At 51.9% G+C, this 15,421-nt stretch carries 13 protein-coding genes; 3 read left to right on the forward strand and 10 right to left on the reverse strand.

Annotation, left to right across the window (positions count from 1 at the left end):
- Window positions 1-6: 6 nt before the first annotated feature.
- The 4 genes from H6F94_RS20360 to H6F94_RS20375 form a co-directional block, all read right to left on the reverse strand.
- The gene (locus H6F94_RS20360; protein ID WP_190804093.1) at window positions 7-3,348 is read right to left on the reverse strand and encodes an FkbM family methyltransferase; all 3,342 of its coding nucleotides are present in this window, start codon (window positions 3,346-3,348) and stop codon (window positions 7-9) included.
- Between the two features lie 341 nt (window positions 3,349-3,689).
- Window positions 3,690-4,442, reverse strand: a complete 753-nt coding sequence (locus H6F94_RS20365) for an ABC transporter ATP-binding protein (RefSeq protein ID WP_190804094.1) — start codon at window positions 4,440-4,442, stop codon at window positions 3,690-3,692.
- Complete coding sequence (locus H6F94_RS20370; RefSeq protein WP_190804095.1) at window positions 4,443-5,249, reverse strand: ABC transporter permease; 807 nt, start codon at window positions 5,247-5,249, stop codon at window positions 4,443-4,445.
- A gap of 714 nt (window positions 5,250-5,963) precedes the next feature.
- The gene (locus tag H6F94_RS20375) at window positions 5,964-6,260 is read right to left on the reverse strand and encodes a DUF8620 family protein (protein ID WP_242041306.1); all 297 of its coding nucleotides are present in this window, start codon (window positions 6,258-6,260) and stop codon (window positions 5,964-5,966) included.
- 213 nt (window positions 6,261-6,473) lie between these two features.
- On the opposite strand from H6F94_RS20375, the gene H6F94_RS20380 reads away from it, so the two are divergent.
- The gene (locus H6F94_RS20380; RefSeq protein ID WP_190804096.1) at window positions 6,474-8,996 is read left to right on the forward strand and encodes a mannose-1-phosphate guanyltransferase; all 2,523 of its coding nucleotides are present in this window, start codon (window positions 6,474-6,476) and stop codon (window positions 8,994-8,996) included.
- A gap of 205 nt (window positions 8,997-9,201) precedes the next feature.
- A complete protein-coding gene (locus H6F94_RS20385) occupies window positions 9,202-9,405 on the forward strand; it encodes a hypothetical protein (protein ID WP_190804097.1) in 204 nt (67 codons plus the stop codon).
- A gap of 31 nt (window positions 9,406-9,436) precedes the next feature.
- On the opposite strand, the gene H6F94_RS20390 is transcribed toward H6F94_RS20385, so the two are convergent.
- The 6 genes from H6F94_RS20390 to lipB form a co-directional block, all read right to left on the reverse strand.
- Entirely contained in the window at window positions 9,437-10,072 is a 636-nt protein-coding gene (locus H6F94_RS20390) for a YqiA/YcfP family alpha/beta fold hydrolase (protein ID WP_190804098.1), read from the reverse strand.
- A gap of 27 nt (window positions 10,073-10,099) precedes the next feature.
- Window positions 10,100-10,696 (reverse strand): dephospho-CoA kinase, encoded by a 597-nt coding sequence (gene coaE, locus H6F94_RS20395; protein WP_190804099.1) that lies wholly within the window; start codon window positions 10,694-10,696, stop codon window positions 10,100-10,102.
- The gene (cobA, locus tag H6F94_RS20400; RefSeq protein ID WP_190804100.1) at window positions 10,689-12,254 is read right to left on the reverse strand and encodes a uroporphyrinogen-III C-methyltransferase; all 1,566 of its coding nucleotides are present in this window, start codon (window positions 12,252-12,254) and stop codon (window positions 10,689-10,691) included. The genes coaE and cobA overlap by 8 nt, the downstream gene beginning before the upstream one ends.
- Before the next feature lie 62 nt (window positions 12,255-12,316).
- Entirely contained in the window at window positions 12,317-12,940 is a 624-nt protein-coding gene (locus H6F94_RS20405; protein ID WP_190804101.1) for an FHA domain-containing protein, read from the reverse strand.
- Between the two features lie 212 nt (window positions 12,941-13,152).
- On the reverse strand, window positions 13,153-13,683 hold the full coding sequence (locus H6F94_RS20410) for an alpha/beta hydrolase (protein WP_190804102.1): 531 nt from the start codon (window positions 13,681-13,683) through the stop codon (window positions 13,153-13,155).
- Window positions 13,684-13,754: 71 nt separating this feature from the next.
- Window positions 13,755-14,459, reverse strand: a complete 705-nt coding sequence (lipB, locus tag H6F94_RS20415; protein WP_396426450.1) for a lipoyl(octanoyl) transferase LipB — start codon at window positions 14,457-14,459, stop codon at window positions 13,755-13,757.
- Between the two features lie 178 nt (window positions 14,460-14,637).
- Here lipB and hpf point away from each other — a divergent pair, with 178 nt between their 5' ends.
- On the forward strand, window positions 14,638-15,294 hold the full coding sequence (hpf, locus tag H6F94_RS20420; RefSeq protein WP_190804103.1) for a ribosome hibernation-promoting factor, HPF/YfiA family: 657 nt from the start codon (window positions 14,638-14,640) through the stop codon (window positions 15,292-15,294).
- Window positions 15,295-15,421: the final 127 nt, after the last annotated feature.

The following is a 15,421-nucleotide window of genomic DNA, read 5'->3' on the forward strand; positions in this document are numbered from 1 at the left end:
AACTCGTCAGATTTTTTCCCTGAACGTAGCATTGACTTTTCTCAATTCCGGTAAAAATGGAATATTATCACCGTAGGTTTTCTGTTTTTCATGAACACGAAACAGGGTCAGTGCATCTGGAAGGTGGACAATCTTTGCCTCTTGATAAGCCATACGCACCCAGAGCTCGTAGTCCATGCTGTAGAAAAGACTCTCATCAAGTCCTGCGCCCGAACGCTCCCATAGCTCCTTGGTCCAGAATACTTCTGGCTGATAGAAGAACTCACCCTTCTGCCAGCAACCATCGATATCCAATAAGCGTTCTAAGGGGAGGGGGACAACTTTACCAATTGGCATAGCGTTGTGATGCGTATGGAAAGGTTTTTGTGCATTGCCTTTAACCAGTGAGCAGCCACCAGCCACCATATCTGAGCCGTAATTCTCAAACGCCAGGGCTACCCGGAACAGAGTACCGGGTAAATACCTATCGTCACTATTTAGCCACGCCAGAATCTCACCTGTCGCCCGACTAAAGCCTTTATTCAAGGCATTAGATTGGCCTTTATCCGGCTCACTGGTCCAGTAGGTAAGTTCAGAGCTATAGCGCTCTAAAATCTCCAAAGTATTATCACTAGAGCCACCATCAAGCACAATATACTCAAGGTTTGGATAGCCTTGTAGTAATACAGAGCGGATAGTCTCCTCAAGGTAGTCACCTTGATTTAGCGTAACGGTAACTATAGAGATCTTGGGCCAAGGCTTACCTGAGGGCATCGTTGCTGCTACCCTTGGAAGCCGGTAGTTCCAAGGCCACTGCAAGTGTTCATTGCGCTGAGACTCCTGCCAGAGCGGATCGACCCAGGTTAGGTCAGGAGCCTTGTAAAGAGATAAATTGCCAATCTCTGCCCATGCTGGTCCCCAGTTTAATTGAGACAAACGATCATTTGAGCTTGCGCCACTGAACAAAACCTTAGTGTTGGGCGACAAACGACCTTTCAGAAGTTTGAATACCTCAGGAGGCGCTTGAGCATCCAAGATTAGAAGATCCAGAGTATGAAAATCCAGTTTGTTCGTCTTCGCTAAGTACTCACCTAATTCCAACTCCACAAGATCCAGGTGGCTACTAGCAGAAATTTCGACCTTTTGCTCCTTAGAGCTCACGCAAGTTGTCTTTACCTCTAGGTCGGAGAGCAGAGGCAACAACTGCTTGGTAGCCTTCGCAGGATAAATGCAGAGAGCATTAGAAACCCCCGCTAAGAAGTCTTGAAAAGTTTCTATCGCTTGAAGACTGGCATCCTCAGCGAAATTTCTAAGCGTGACGAAGACTTCTGCCGTCGGTGAGTTGACACCAACCGTCCGTAAGTCTGGTTGACTGCTGGAAGCCTGTGGGGATGAGGTAGGGACTAAAGCACCTTGAGTATCAGCCTCAACAACCGCTTGAGGGATCGTTGCTGGACGCCAGCGATCGCGGAACAGAGCATTATAGACAGGAACAAAAACCCCATAATTGCTGTACGCAAAATCATACACGCGGAGCTTTTTCAGCAAAACCTTAATTAGGGTTCTAAGGGCTGCTCTGCCCGTTGCCAGAGATTCAACTTCTCGCTGTAAATCGCTGTTTGCCTGCAGAAAGTGGTTTCTGGTTTGCCAGAGTTGGTCAGCTTTTTGCTTCAGAAAGAGATTGTGGTGATACAGCTCATTGTTTAGGCGGGCGCGGGTCAGCTCAGCTTCTCGAAAATCATCTCGAAGGCGATCATTCACCTGTTGCAAATGGGTAGTTGTTTGCTCTGCCGTTGCTAGAGAAGCTTCCAATGCCTGAACTCTTTGCTCTAGCTCCTGAGCTGCTTTTTGAGCTGCTTGTTGTGCCGCTTGTTGAGCTGTTTGTTGAGCTGCTTGTTGTTCAACTAAAGTTGTCTCTGCTTCTTCCGCTCGTTGACGTAACGTCTGAGCAGTTTGCCTTTCCTGCAATGCTGTAAAGCACCACCGAGTTCCTCGCACTGCCGTATCCCACTTAGCAATGATGTCCTTGGCTTTGTCTAGAAACTCAGCTTCAGCAGTCGCCAGACGCTGATTGACAGCTTCAATATCGGCAACCGCAAACAAATTATCGTAAGGATATTGTTGCTTCTGTACTTCAGGTACAACTCGTAAGCGAGTGGCATCAAAACGACACAGCGTATAGCCAAAACCCTCGACCAGAGAATATAGCTCTCTCGTGCTACTGCCAGCTACCGCCGCATTCGCTTCAGTGAACTCAATCATCCAGAGCGGGAGTTTTCCAGCACGGATTGATTGGCTCGCACCCTTAAGCACAAAGCTCTCCCAGCCTTCAACATCCAGTTTGACAAAGTCAACCTTGTCAATGTCCAAATTGCGAATTACATCATCTAAGCTGGTCTGCTCCACTCGGAAAACTTCGTCACCCACGGTTGGGCTACTCTTGGCCCCCTCCGCAAAGGTACTAAACGCAGACATACCTGGCTTGCCCAAAAGCAGGTTGGAGTAGCCACCTGTTTCAGCTAGACCGAGATTGAAGGCTGTGAAGGACTCGTAGCCTAACTCTGTAAGATTTTGCTCATACAGACTGAAGCACAGCGGATTGGGGTCAAACCCTACAATCCTGCCACTGTTCCCCAGTCGTTTCGCGGCAAGGCAAGAGAATAAACCGGCGTGAGCCCCACAGTCAAAAAATGTGTCTCCAGGTCTCAAGTACAACCACAAGAAAGCTTGCTCAGCCCCTTCAAAAGTACCCTCCTCTAGGAGCTGGCCCACATGATCATTCTTTGGCATTTGCAAGAGACCAACATGAGGCACTTCAACTGCAAAATGTTCTGCTTGCTGGTTATTGATCGAATATCGACTAATCCTGTCGAACTCTAAATTTTCTTCTGAGCCTGCACTATATGAAGCAGTATGGATTAAACGAAACCCTCTGTTGGTCAAGATCTCTATAACTTGTTCCTTGCCTTTTCGACTTTCCGCTGAGGACACAGTCTGGGCTTCGATGAAAATCTTCTTGATGCAATGCACATACTCGCCTGCACTGTTCAGAACCTGCAGCGCATCGTGGGTTCTGCCATCTATTCTAAAGAAGTCAATTTCTACAATGGCGTTCTTTTCAAGCAAAGTATCGAGACGAATGATCGGAGTCTTGGCTGAGTCTGGATGACTAAACTTAGAATCAAAGGCCTGCTCTCCATCCCCTACAGCGAGACAGAAAACATTAAGGTTAGGCAGCTGGTGAGAGCGGAGCTGCTCTGCTAATTCCGATATCGGTTCGGTTGCATAGACAATATTACTACTATCGTCTTGCGCAAACGGTATTGAGAATGCTTGACCGTCTTTAGCACCGATATCAACGATGATCATGTGTCTCGACTCACTCGAATTTCTAGATTGTCAAATGACAATTTACTCTGTAGCCCTGTAGCCCTGTAGCTCTGTAGTGAGCAGTCAGAGCCATTCGAACTGGAAAGCTACACTATTGCAACCGACCTCTATTAATAGTCTTTGTTTATCTCTATCTGGCTCTTCTGGAGTCTTGTTCCTAGAAATTGATTGTGAACCTAATAGACATCTCAAGATAGTCTTCCTGACTACACTGTGCAACAACAGGATAGCAACAGAACACAGCTACAGAGCATCAGGTCGTTGATTGCCCGACACTTTGACGCACAATCTCAATAACTGAGGAACGAACCGAAAAGCACTTACAGCTTGGGCGACCTGCTTTTCACTTCACTGAGATAGCGGTCTACCGCCTCGTTCGTTTCACCCGAAAACCGAATCTTACCTCTCTCCAACCAAATGGCCCGTTCACAAGATTCCCTTATGAATCTCAAGTCGTGAGAGACCACTAGAACGGTTGCGTCAGCATTCCAGAACTGTTGGATTCGCTGCTTACACTTATTCCTGAAACTCTCATCCCCCACCGACAGAATTTCATCGAGAATTAGAATGTTTGGCTGCACATCCGTGGCAATCGCGAAGCCCAAACGGGCAACCATACCGGAGGATAGCGATTTGACTGGTGACAGAGCGTAATCTTCTAAATCTGCAAATTCCAAGATGGATTTGGCTCTCTGCTTCATCTCTGCTTGAGAGAAGCCCAGCATGACTCCATAGAGGACGATATTGTCCATTGCTGAAATCCCTGGGTCAAAACCTGCGCCCAGTTCGATCAGGGGGGCAATACTCCCTCGAACTCTCACTGAACCGCTAGTTGGCTTGAGGATGCCGCAAATGACTTTCAAGAGCGTTGATTTACCCGCTCCGTTCGCACCAATGATGCCAAGTTTTTCGCCAGTTCCTACCACTAGATCAATTTGGTCGAGCACCAATCTTCTAGCCGGTTTTGTATATTTGCCCTCCAGAAATGACAGGACGGTTTTCTTCAGGTCATAAGAAAACTCTTCCTGTGTGCGCCGCCACAGCGAGACTTGGTCTAGGCGAACGATTTCCATCTACAGCAGGTCCATGAATTGAGGGCGCCACCAGCGAAAGCAAACCCACCCTAATCCTAGGACGACCACCCCACTGAGAAGTGCCTTGGACGCGATCAGGAAATCTGGCGATGTTCCCGACAAAGAGATCTGGCGCAAACTTTCGATGATCGCAGAGAGCGGGTTCAAGCCCAAAAAACGTTTTACTTGCTCCGGGACAATGGCAGCGGGATAAAAAACGGGGCTACTAATCCACAAAGCGAACACGACCATCTCATAGAAGTAAGACAAATCTCTAAAGAATACGTATAAGGCGCTGACTAAAAAGCCAATACCTAAAGAGACTAAAACTAAAGCGCTACAGGGCAGCAGCAGAGCCAGGACATTGACCAGGCTTTCTGAGTTAATGAACGTGACAATCGCGAGCAACGGCAGAACGCCAACGGAGAGTTGGAATACGTTGGCTGCAACCATTGACACGGGAAAAACACTAACAGGCAAACGGATCTTATTTAGGACAGACCCATTACTCACTACGCTACCCAAAGCTTGAGAGGTAGAAGCTGAGAAGAAGTTAATGACAACCAGCCCTGTGAAGGCAGCTAAGACATAGTTAGCAATTGAGTTGCCATAGTAAGAAGCAAAGGCAGCGCCAAAGATAGCCGTATAGACCCCCGTCATGATCAGAGGGTTTAAGAGCGACCAGTAGACACCTAAAAACGAGCCTCGATAGCGAATTTTCAGATTGCGTACAGCCAGTACGTAAAGCAGCTCCCAATAGCGGTGAACCTGCGGCCAACCCGGCAGAATCTTCAGAGACAGGGTCATAAAAGCTTCAAGGCGCTCCACACACTGATCAACTCACACCGGACCATTCAGACCAGACCACTCACACTAGACTACTCAATTGCTCTGGCTGCACCTTCTGGCGATCCGAGTTGCTAGCAATCTGAGCTAGCAATCTGAATTCATTGTCCTAACTCTTCCTTGGCCTCTTGCCCTTTTGGCGCTAAAACACGCTAAAACAGGTCAGCACTGGGTGCTTAGGTTGCTTGAGATGTCTGAGCAGTTACTTGACGCAACTGTGCAGAACGCCTCGCGACAGGTGAAGAACGGCAGAGCCTAGATGTCAGCTACTGCGAATTTCCCTGTAACTATTGATGCAAGGCTCCGAGTCTACCAACTGTGTAAAAAAGGCTGTGTCAGCAAACTACCTATATTTACCGAGCAGTTTGACTACATTGATGCCTTAGACATTAAGCCTTAGACAATCTGGAAGCTCTTCAACACCAACAACCTAGAAGTTCAAGGCTATTCAGTTAAAAACCCTGCGATCTACGGGGCTAAAACGCGATACAGAGTCAAATAGGGCAAGGCAATTCTGTGATTATTACTCCTCATGAGACTCCATCCACACTCCCAATACTCTACATTCGGCGGTTAAGTCTTGCAACCGGGGTAAACCCCCTGCAATAGAGCCTGTAGCAGAGGCAATTACCCTAAAATTTCTGGGGTTTTGTCGTTCAAATTTTGGGGCTCAATTCAGGTCCGTTCGCGGTATTCAGCCAACTTACGTTGCGCCCAGCTGAGGATGCCGCTGACTAGTGCTCCGGCCATCAAAATGCCAATTGCTGGGGTAAACAAGGGCTGCCATAGACTTTGCCAGAGGTTCCAGCCCAGGGGAATGCCTGAACGGTCACCGATCACCGCTACCACTAACCAGGCAAAGCTGAGGAATACCAGTAGGGTGTCCAGCATCAAAAAGGTATTGAGCCAGTTGCCTAAAACGGCGGACCAGGAAGTAGACCCAGAGGGCTTGGTTGCAGCATCAGGGGACATGGAAAACGAAGTCGATAATTGGGGCGTGCATAGGCATTCTATCGGAGTCTTGAATACACTTGCCTCAACAGCAGCACTGTACAGTGAATCTAGACAAGCTGGATAGGTCTAGCCTCTGGCGCTCTCATTACGCAGGGAGAGGGCCAGAACCCTTGATTGTGGGAGACTGAACGCTTGTCTACAGGTGCATTTCTGTATGTCTAGGAGGCTCTAATGCGAGCAGTGCTGATGGCGGGGGGCTCGGGAACGCGTCTGCGTCCTCTCACCTGTGACCTACCCAAACCAATGGTGCCGGTGCTCAACCGCCCTATTGCCGAGCACATTATTAATCTGCTCAAGCGTCACAGTATTACTGAGGTGATCGCTACCCTGCATTATCTACCAGATGTGATGCGGGACTACTTCCAAGACGGCACCGACTTTGGCGTGCAGATGACCTATGCCGTGGAGGAAGATAAGCCTCTAGGCACCGCCGGCTGTGTGAAAAATATTGGCAGCTTGCTGGACGACACCTTCCTGGTGATTAGCGGCGATAGCATTACTGATTTTGATCTGACCGCAGCCATTCGCTTCCATCGTGAGCGCGGTTCTAAAGCAACTTTGATCTTGACGCGCGTGAACGAACCGATGGAGTTCGGCGTGGTGATTACCGATGTGGAGGGACGAATCACCCGCTTCTTAGAAAAGCCTTCTAGCAGCGAAATCTTTTCAGACACGGTCAACACCGGCACCTACATTTTGGAGCCCGAGGTGTTGAGCTACTTGCGGGCCAACGAAGAGTCTGACTTCTCAAAGGACTTGTTTCCCTTGCTCCTGGCAAAGGACGAGCCGATGTACGGCTATGTAGCTGAAGGCTATTGGTGTGATGTCGGCAGCTTAGACACCTATCGGCAGGCCCAGTACGACGGCTTGATGGGCAAGGTGAAGATCGAGTTTGCCTATCCAGAGCGTTCTCCGGGGGTGTATGTCGGCTCTAACACCTCAATTCATGGGGAGGCTCTACTAGAACCACCCGTTTTGATCGGAGATAACTGTCGCATCGGGGCTCGGGCTCAGCTGAGCGCAGGTACGGTGGTCGGAGACAACGTCACGATTGGTGCTGATGCGGATCTGAAGCGCCCAATTATCTGGAACGGGGCAATTGCCGGTGAAGAGGCTCATCTACGGGCTTGCACGATTGCAAGAGGGGCGCGGGTAGACCGACGGGCTCATGTCCTCGAAGGGGCTGTGGTCGGGCCTTTGTCCACCGTGGGGGAAGAAGCTCAGGTCAACCCAGGTGTGAGGGTTTGGCCTAGCAAGAAGATTGAATCGGGGGCAATTCTCAATATCAATTTGATCTGGGGCGCGATGGCCCAGCGCAACCTGTTTGGCCATCGGGGTGTCTCCGGTTTGGCCAATGTCGATATCACGCCTGAGTTTGCCGTGAAGTTGGGGGCAGCCTATGGCGCGACCCTTAAACCCGGAGTTCAGGTCATGGTGTCGCGCGACCAGCGCAGCATTTCACGGATGGTGTCTCGGTCGCTAGTCTCTGGCTTGATGTCGGTGGGAGTGAACGTCCAAAACCTGGAGGCGACTTCAATTCCAATTGCCCGCCTAATGGCACCGATTTTGAATGTGTCTGGCGGCATTCATGTGCGGGTCCATCCTGACCGTCCAGATCATGTTCTGATCGAGTTTTTCGACGACAAGGGCATTAATCTCTCCAAGTCCAAAGAGAAAAAGATTGAAGGCGCTTACTTCAAAGAAGACTTCCGCCGCTGTCGGGTTGAGGAGATTGGCCAGATTAGCTATCCCTCGCGCACGTTGGAATACTACAGCACAGGTTTCGAGCGGCACTTGAATGTGCGGGCGGTGCGCTCCAGCAAGGCACGGGTGGTGATCGACTATGCCTATGCCTTATCTGGAGCGGTGCTACCGCAATTGATGGGTAAGTTTGGCTGCGATGCGGTGGTGCTCAATGCCAGCCTCTCGCAGATTGCACCGACAGTCGAAGAGCGCGAAAAGCTGCTAGATCAGTTAGGTCGGGTGGTAGAGGCCTTGGGTGCAACCTTTGGCGTGCAGGTTTCGGGCAACGGCGAACAGTTTGTCTTAGTGGACGATACGGGTGCGCTGGTTCGCAGTGAGATTCTGACCGCGCTGATGGTGGATATGGCCCTGACGGCTAACCCTCGCAGTACAGTGGTGGTGCCGGTTCATGTTTCGGGTGCGGTAGAGCAGATTGCCCGTCGCCACGATGGTCAAGTAATCCGCACCAAGGCCAGTCCTACGGCAATTATGGAAACTTGCTACGAGGCGGCTAACGTGGTGCTGGGTGGTTCAGCAGAGATGGGCTTTATCTTCCCAGAGCTGCACCCAGGCTATGACGCGATGTTTGGAGTTGCCAAGATTATCGAGTTCCTGACTGTGCAGGAGCGGACTCTGGCCCAGATTCGCACCGATTTGCCTCGGATCTACCATCGGGCTCAGGTGGTTCGTTGCCCTTGGAGCGCCAAGGGAGCCCTGATGCGCCACTTAGTCGAAACTCACTCAGCTGATCAAATAGAGCTAGTGGATGGCGTCAAGATTTTCGACCCTTACTTAGCGGATAGCTGGCTGCTGGTCCTGCCTGATGCAGGCGACCCTCTGGTTCACATCTATGCCAACAGCGCTGACCGCACCTGGGTTGAGGAAAATAACCGTAAATACCGCACCTTAGTGCAGAACTTCATCCACCACTCTCAAGACGCCGAGGATTAGAGCTTTCGAGCGGGCGAGGAGACAGGCGCGGACAAGGGGACAGAGCGGGGATAAGGGGACAAGGGCGGGGAGACCCCGCCCCTACCAGTCGTGTGTGTTTTGTGGGGTGGGGGCAGGGTCCCTCTCTACCCAAATCCCAATGCATTCCCGGTAGAGGCGGGGTTTCCCCGCCCAGCGCCAAGCCCCCAACCTCGCGAGCAGAAGTTTGTCAAAGCTGAGCGCTAGTTTTCCAAGTCTGAGCAGTATTCCTACCAACCCGAGCGACAAGGCCACCAACTTGAGCGCAGTTCCCTACGGGCTGAGCGCACATTCCCACAACCTGAGAGACAGCGCTACCAACCTGAGAGACAGCGCTACCAACTTGAGCGACAACGCCGCCAAGTTGTGCCAGGTCGCATTTCAGGGCTAGGCACAGATCTCACGCAAGCAGGGCGCTTGCACTACGCCAACTCCAGAAACGACCGACTGTACGCCCAAATCTCAGCCAGGCAATCAGTCAGAGCATGGTCACTGTCCAGCAGCTTCAAATCCACCCAGGGTCGAGACTGGGCATAGTCCACACTCACCCGATAATCGATCACATCATCGGTGCGGCCATGCACGATCAAGGTCGGGACAGAGCGCGTGAACTCGGCATCTTCGTAGCTCAGCGCATCTTCTAGAAAGCCATATTCCAGTAGTCGGTTGCGCCCCTGGCTGTAATGAAACACCTCGTAGGTGCCCTGCCGTTGCCACTGGGCGATCACCTCTGGCCCCAACCGCGCCTGCCAGTAGCGGGCAAACTTAAAGGCCGGAGCTAGCAAGATCATCTTCTCAACTCGTGGGTCCCGCTCGGCGTAGAGGGCAGACAACAGCCCTCCCAGGCTAGAACCGATCAGCGTCACTGGCTCCTCAGAGCCAGCCAACTGTTGCTCCACGTAAGCAAGATGACGGCTCAAGCTAATCCGTGAAAAATCATCGAGATTCAAATCGGGTAGATGCAGCTCCAAACCCAACGCTGCCAACTGTTGCTGAAAGAACACTGCCTTCTGCGACTTAGGGCCAGAGGCAAAACCGTGAAAGTACCAATACTGCATAGGCTGGAGGTCATCGTTAGAGGGGAGCTAGATCTCTAAGGCTCGATCAACTTGGCTATACAGATCTTCCAACGCCCCTTGATTCCACAAGACCACATCGGCATGGGCAACTTTTTGAGCCAGAGGCATGTGAGCGGCAATCCGGGCTTGGGCCTGGGCAGCATCAAGCTGATCTCGGTTCATTAAGCGCTGGAGTTGCATCGGCTCCGGGCAGAACACCACCCAGGTTTCGGTTGCCAGATCATCCATACGCGCTTCAAACAACAACGGCACCACCAACACCGCCAGTGGACAGGTTGCCAGTCGCGCCAGTTGTGTCTGCATCTGGTCACGCACATAAGGATGAATCTGCTGCTCCAACCAGGTCCGCTCCGGCATCGTCGCGAACACAATCTCGCCCAAGCGTCGCCGGTCCAGTTCACCATTAGTGAGCAAGATACTGTTGCCGTAGCGCTCAACAATTTGCTGGAGGACTGGGCTGCCAGGCCTCACTGCCTCACGAGCCAGCAAATCAGCATCAATAATCGGCAGTTGGTGCCTCTGGCTGAGATAGGCTGAAACCGTGGATTTGCCAGTGCTCACGCCGCCGGTTAAGCCAATAATCCGGCCCGGTCGCTCAGGCATGAGCTTCAGACCTCGGCTCAGAGGCCCCAGCCACAATCACCTCGGTGAGCCCCTCCAGCGTGTACTCCGTTGCCTCCAAATCAACCCGCCCCAGTAACTCAATACAGGTCTGGGAGGTCTGCGGTCCAATCGAGGCAATCGTCACAGCCTGCAACCAGGGTTGCCAATTGTGAGGAGACAGCAATTTGACAAAGTTACGCACCGTCTTAGAGCTGGCAAAGGTGACAAAATTTACCTCCCCAGCTTGCAGCGCCGCGACTGCCTGCGGTTCTGCCTGGTCGGGACAGCTCGATTGGTAGCCCGCCACTTCCACAACATCGGCGCCTCTCTGCCTGAAGCCTGCCACCAACGCATCGCGGCCACCACTCTCTACTCGTGGAAACAGGAGCCGCACCCCCTGTAAATTCGCTTCCGGAAAGTGCTCGACCAGCGAGTCCGCAACAAAGTCAGGCGGCACAAAGTCAGGATTGAGATTCCAGGCTCGCAGCGATTGAGCTGTCTTTCGTCCCACGACGGCAATTTTGAGGCCAGCCAGAGCCCGAGCATCCAGCCCACAAATGGCTAGTCGCTCAAAGAACACCTCCACCGCATTGGTAGAAGTCAGAATCAGCCATTGAAAACTGGCCAGCTCAGCAATTGCTTGGTCCAAAGCCTGACACTCATCAGAAGGAGGGCCGATCACCAGTGCTGGCATCTCTACCACCCGCGCCCCCTGCTCTCTCAGGAGCTCCGTAAACTGGCCCGATTGTTCCACAGAACGAGTGACTAGCACCGTCTTGCCAGAAAGGGGCCGCGCATCATACCAGCGCAGCCACTGCCGGTACTTCACAACTTCACCCACGACAATCACCGCCGGTGAGAGTTGAATGCCCTTAGTTTGCTCCGCAATATCGGCCAGCGTGCCCGTCCAGACCTGTTGCTGCGGACGTCCACCCCAACGCACAATCGCCACTGGCGTCGAGGCAACTCGACCTGACGCGACCAAACGAGCCGTGATTTCTGCCAGTTGCCGCGTGCCCATCAAAATCGCCAGGGTATCCAGTTGCGCCAGAGCAGACCAGGGCAACAGCTCCAAATCATGGCCGCTCAAAACTGCAAAGCAGCGGCTTGAGTGTTGCTCAGTCAGCGGCAGGCCCGCAAACAAAGGCGCAGCCAAAGCTGAAGAAATCCCAGGCACCACTTCAAAAGCACAACCCGCCTCGACCAAGACCTGCACTTCCGGCACCGCCCGCCCAAAGATAAACGGGTCGCCGCTTTTCAGCCGGACGACTTGTGCACCCGTTTGGCAGTGGCTGACTAGCAACTGATTAATTTCCGCTTGAGCCGCGCTCTCTTCACCGCCCCGTTTGCCAACATCCAAATGCAAACAACCCGGCTCAGTCAGGCGCAAAAGTTCTTGATCGGCCAGAGCATCATAGATGACGACCGTAGCTTGGGCGAGAAGCTGCTGAGCCCGTAGTGTTAGGTATTCGGCACCTCCTGGCCCAGCGCCAACCAAATAGACCTTACCCGCTTTGGCCCTACGAGTTTTGCCACGCCGTTCTTCGCCCACAGCCATGCGGCTCTATAACCTCTGTACTTGCCGTTCTACAGACGACTGTACAGGTGTGGCAGGTCATTCTAGCAAGCAGACTGAGGCGAGGTGAGGACAAAAAACTGAACCTCTTGCCGTCCGAAACACAGAAGGTCCCCATTCTTCAGGGCTAGGCGCTCACTGTGCAATCGACGGTAGTTAACGAAGGTGCCATTGTGGCTGTCCTGGTCAGTTAAATAAAAGACATTGGCATCTTCTGCATGGGCTCGTCCCCGCTCAATGGTGGCGTGATGGCGAGAGACCAAGCGACTGGTTAGAGCAATGGCATTAGCGCGTCCTCTACCCAAACGCCATTGGCGCCCGAGTCTAGTGCAATAAACCCTTGGGACTTCAGGCTCAGGTTGTTCTAGAGGCTCAAGTGGCTCTGCCCCTTCGCCAGGCGGTAGGTTCGTCATCAAAAAAGCGGTCTCGCGAGTGCTGACCGCCTGAAGATAGAACTGAGTGCGACTGTTGAGCCGTGATTCTGCCGACAACAGCGCCTTCATCAACAAAGCAATGGCGCGCAGATCAAACTCACAATCGGCCAGTAGCGCCCGATATAAATCTGGATAATGCGTTAGAAATGCCCGAGTCTGCTGGACCAGAGGACGCGTGGCGGCAGAAGTCATCGAAGAACCGGTGTCTGGCCCTAACTTCAGCGAACTGCCCATACAGTACTGGGTAGCGATAGTTACCTAGTTCTTCCCAGCCATCTGCCCAAGATCCGGATGGTTGGCAAGATACTCAGCACCAGATACGCAACTGCTGCTGTCTAGTGCAGCAGTTCCAGCTCAATTCCAGCCCCGAAATTATATAAATGCAAGCAGCCGCAAACTTGCACCGCAAGAGTTTTGTCGCTAGATCAACAGAGCAACGCTAAAGCTCAACGCAAGATACTCAGCGCAGCCTGTACCCGGTCGATTACGCCTTGGAAACGGGTGTAGGTACGCTGAATCTGGCGCCCGTCCACGTAGACTTCCTGAGTCGGATAGTTCTCAATCACATCAACCAGGCTAAAGGGTTGGCGTTGGCTAGCAGACAATACCAGGGCAGCTCGCAGCGCTTGCGGGTTGGGACGATTTGGAGCCGGTCGAATGCCCTCAGACAACTCACCCAGTGCCGCTTCTCCTAAAGGATTATTTAGCGCCTGGTCCAACACCCGGGGCTGCACTGCAACGCCTGAGTTCAAAAGTTTCTGAAAATCTTGAGGGTCTTTTCCCGCCGTCCGCAGTAATGCACCAAGTGACGGTGAAGCCTCACCCGTGTCTGCCAACTGCCTCAACTCCGAGACAGGAAAGCTACGGCTGAGGGGACCATAGGTCAGAACCAATTGTTCAGCCGCGCTGGCTGGCAGCGTGAAGGCTAATAGACCCAACAGACTAAATGACAGCTTGAGCGAAAACTTGAGCAGCATGGCTCTTTGGCTTAAAGCCCTCTAGGCTACTTGTACCCTGACCAGCTTCCCACGCCAGAGTTCCCGTTACTTCAGCCTGCAGTTGGATCCCGCCCTTCAATTGGCAACAGGTCTAAGCCCAGCACGGTTGCGAAGGCAGTGGCCATTTGCTGCTGCACCACTTCTAGTCGCACCTCCGGGCAAAACTGAGCCAAACTGCCCACCGGACGGTCAGCAATGCCACAGGGCACAATCTGCGTAAAGCCAGTCAAGTCAGGGTCAACGTTGAGGGCAATGCCATGCATCGTCAGCCAACGACTGACTTTGATACCAACAGCGGCGAGCTTACGACCCTCTACCCAAACTCCGCTTAGACCGGGAATCCGTTCGGCTGGCAAGCCATAGAGAGCTAGAACCCGAATCACCACTTCTTCCAGAATCCTTAAGTACCAGTGCAGGTCACGCTGATAGAAGTTCAGGTTCAAGATCGGGTAAGCCACAAGTTGCCCTGGGCAGTGGTAAGTAACCTCTCCCCCCCGCTCTACCCGATGCAGTTCGACTGTGGAGTCAGTCTGGAACTTGAGGAACTCAAGACTGGCGCCCTGCCCCAAGGTATAAACAGGCAAGTGCTCTAGCAGCAGCAACACATCCGGCAAGCCAGGATTTTGCTTGCGCGCTTCTACCAGTTGTCGCTGCCAGTTCCAAACCTCTAAATACGGAATCTGACCCAATTGGTAAAGATAGCAACGCCGACGTAGAGCCGTGCTTGTAACTGAGTCACTAGAAATAGTGTTCACAAAATCAAGCTGGAATTTGCGGAACTTAGGCTATAGATTATCAAGATAAATCAACGAGCGTAATCACTCATTTTCTAGAATCTGAAGAAAGTTGAAGCGTGTCTGTTCTCCAGAATACGAAGTGTTAGGGTTAATTCACGACCTTCACCGCTCACCACACTTAGGGGAGGCAAACTTTATGAAGCTCGTCATTCAGGGCAAAAACATCGAGATTACAGATGCGATTCGCGAGTACGTCAATCAAAAGATTGAAAAAGCCGTGAGTCATTTTCAAACTCTCACCACAGAAGTCGATGTTCATTTGTCCGTTGCTCATAATGCTCGGACTGCACCGCAACAAGCTGCCGAAGTTACTATTTTTGCCAACGGTACAGTAATCCGAGCTGAGGAGTCGAGCGAGAACCTTTACGCCAGTATCGATCTGGTTGCCGATAAGATCCAGCGGCAATTGCGTAAATATAAGGAGAAAAAGCAGGCTAAACCGCAACCTAGCAAGCTAGACACACTGAGCTTGCCGGATGTAGTGACTCTGCCCAGTACAGATCGGCCAGTTGAGCTGCCAGGGGCTGTCGTTCGCACCAAATACTTTGCTATGCCTGCAATGACACCGCAGGAAGCGCTAGAACAGCTTGAACTTGTGGACCACGATTTCTATATGTTCCGCAATGCTCTCACTGGAGAGATTAATGTCATCTATGAGCGCAACCATGGCGGTTATGGTTTGCTAATGCCCCGCGACAGTGTAATTGCTAATGGGGGAAATAATAGCAACCACAATGGGCAAAATCATAGCCACGGCAAGAGCCATCAGCCAGCTAGCAAAAATCGCCATTAATTAGGGCCACAACCTACTAAAACTCCCCCTGATTCGGTGCTTTGAGGAATTGATTCAAGCACTTAAGAATCAGGGGGTTTTGATCAACTTTCACTTCATTAAACTCTAGAAGCACTTCTTTTCTAGG

It is taken from the genome of Leptolyngbya sp. FACHB-261 (genome assembly GCF_014696065.1).
In the GTDB taxonomy this organism is placed as follows: domain Bacteria; phylum Cyanobacteriota; class Cyanobacteriia; order FACHB-261; family FACHB-261; genus FACHB-261.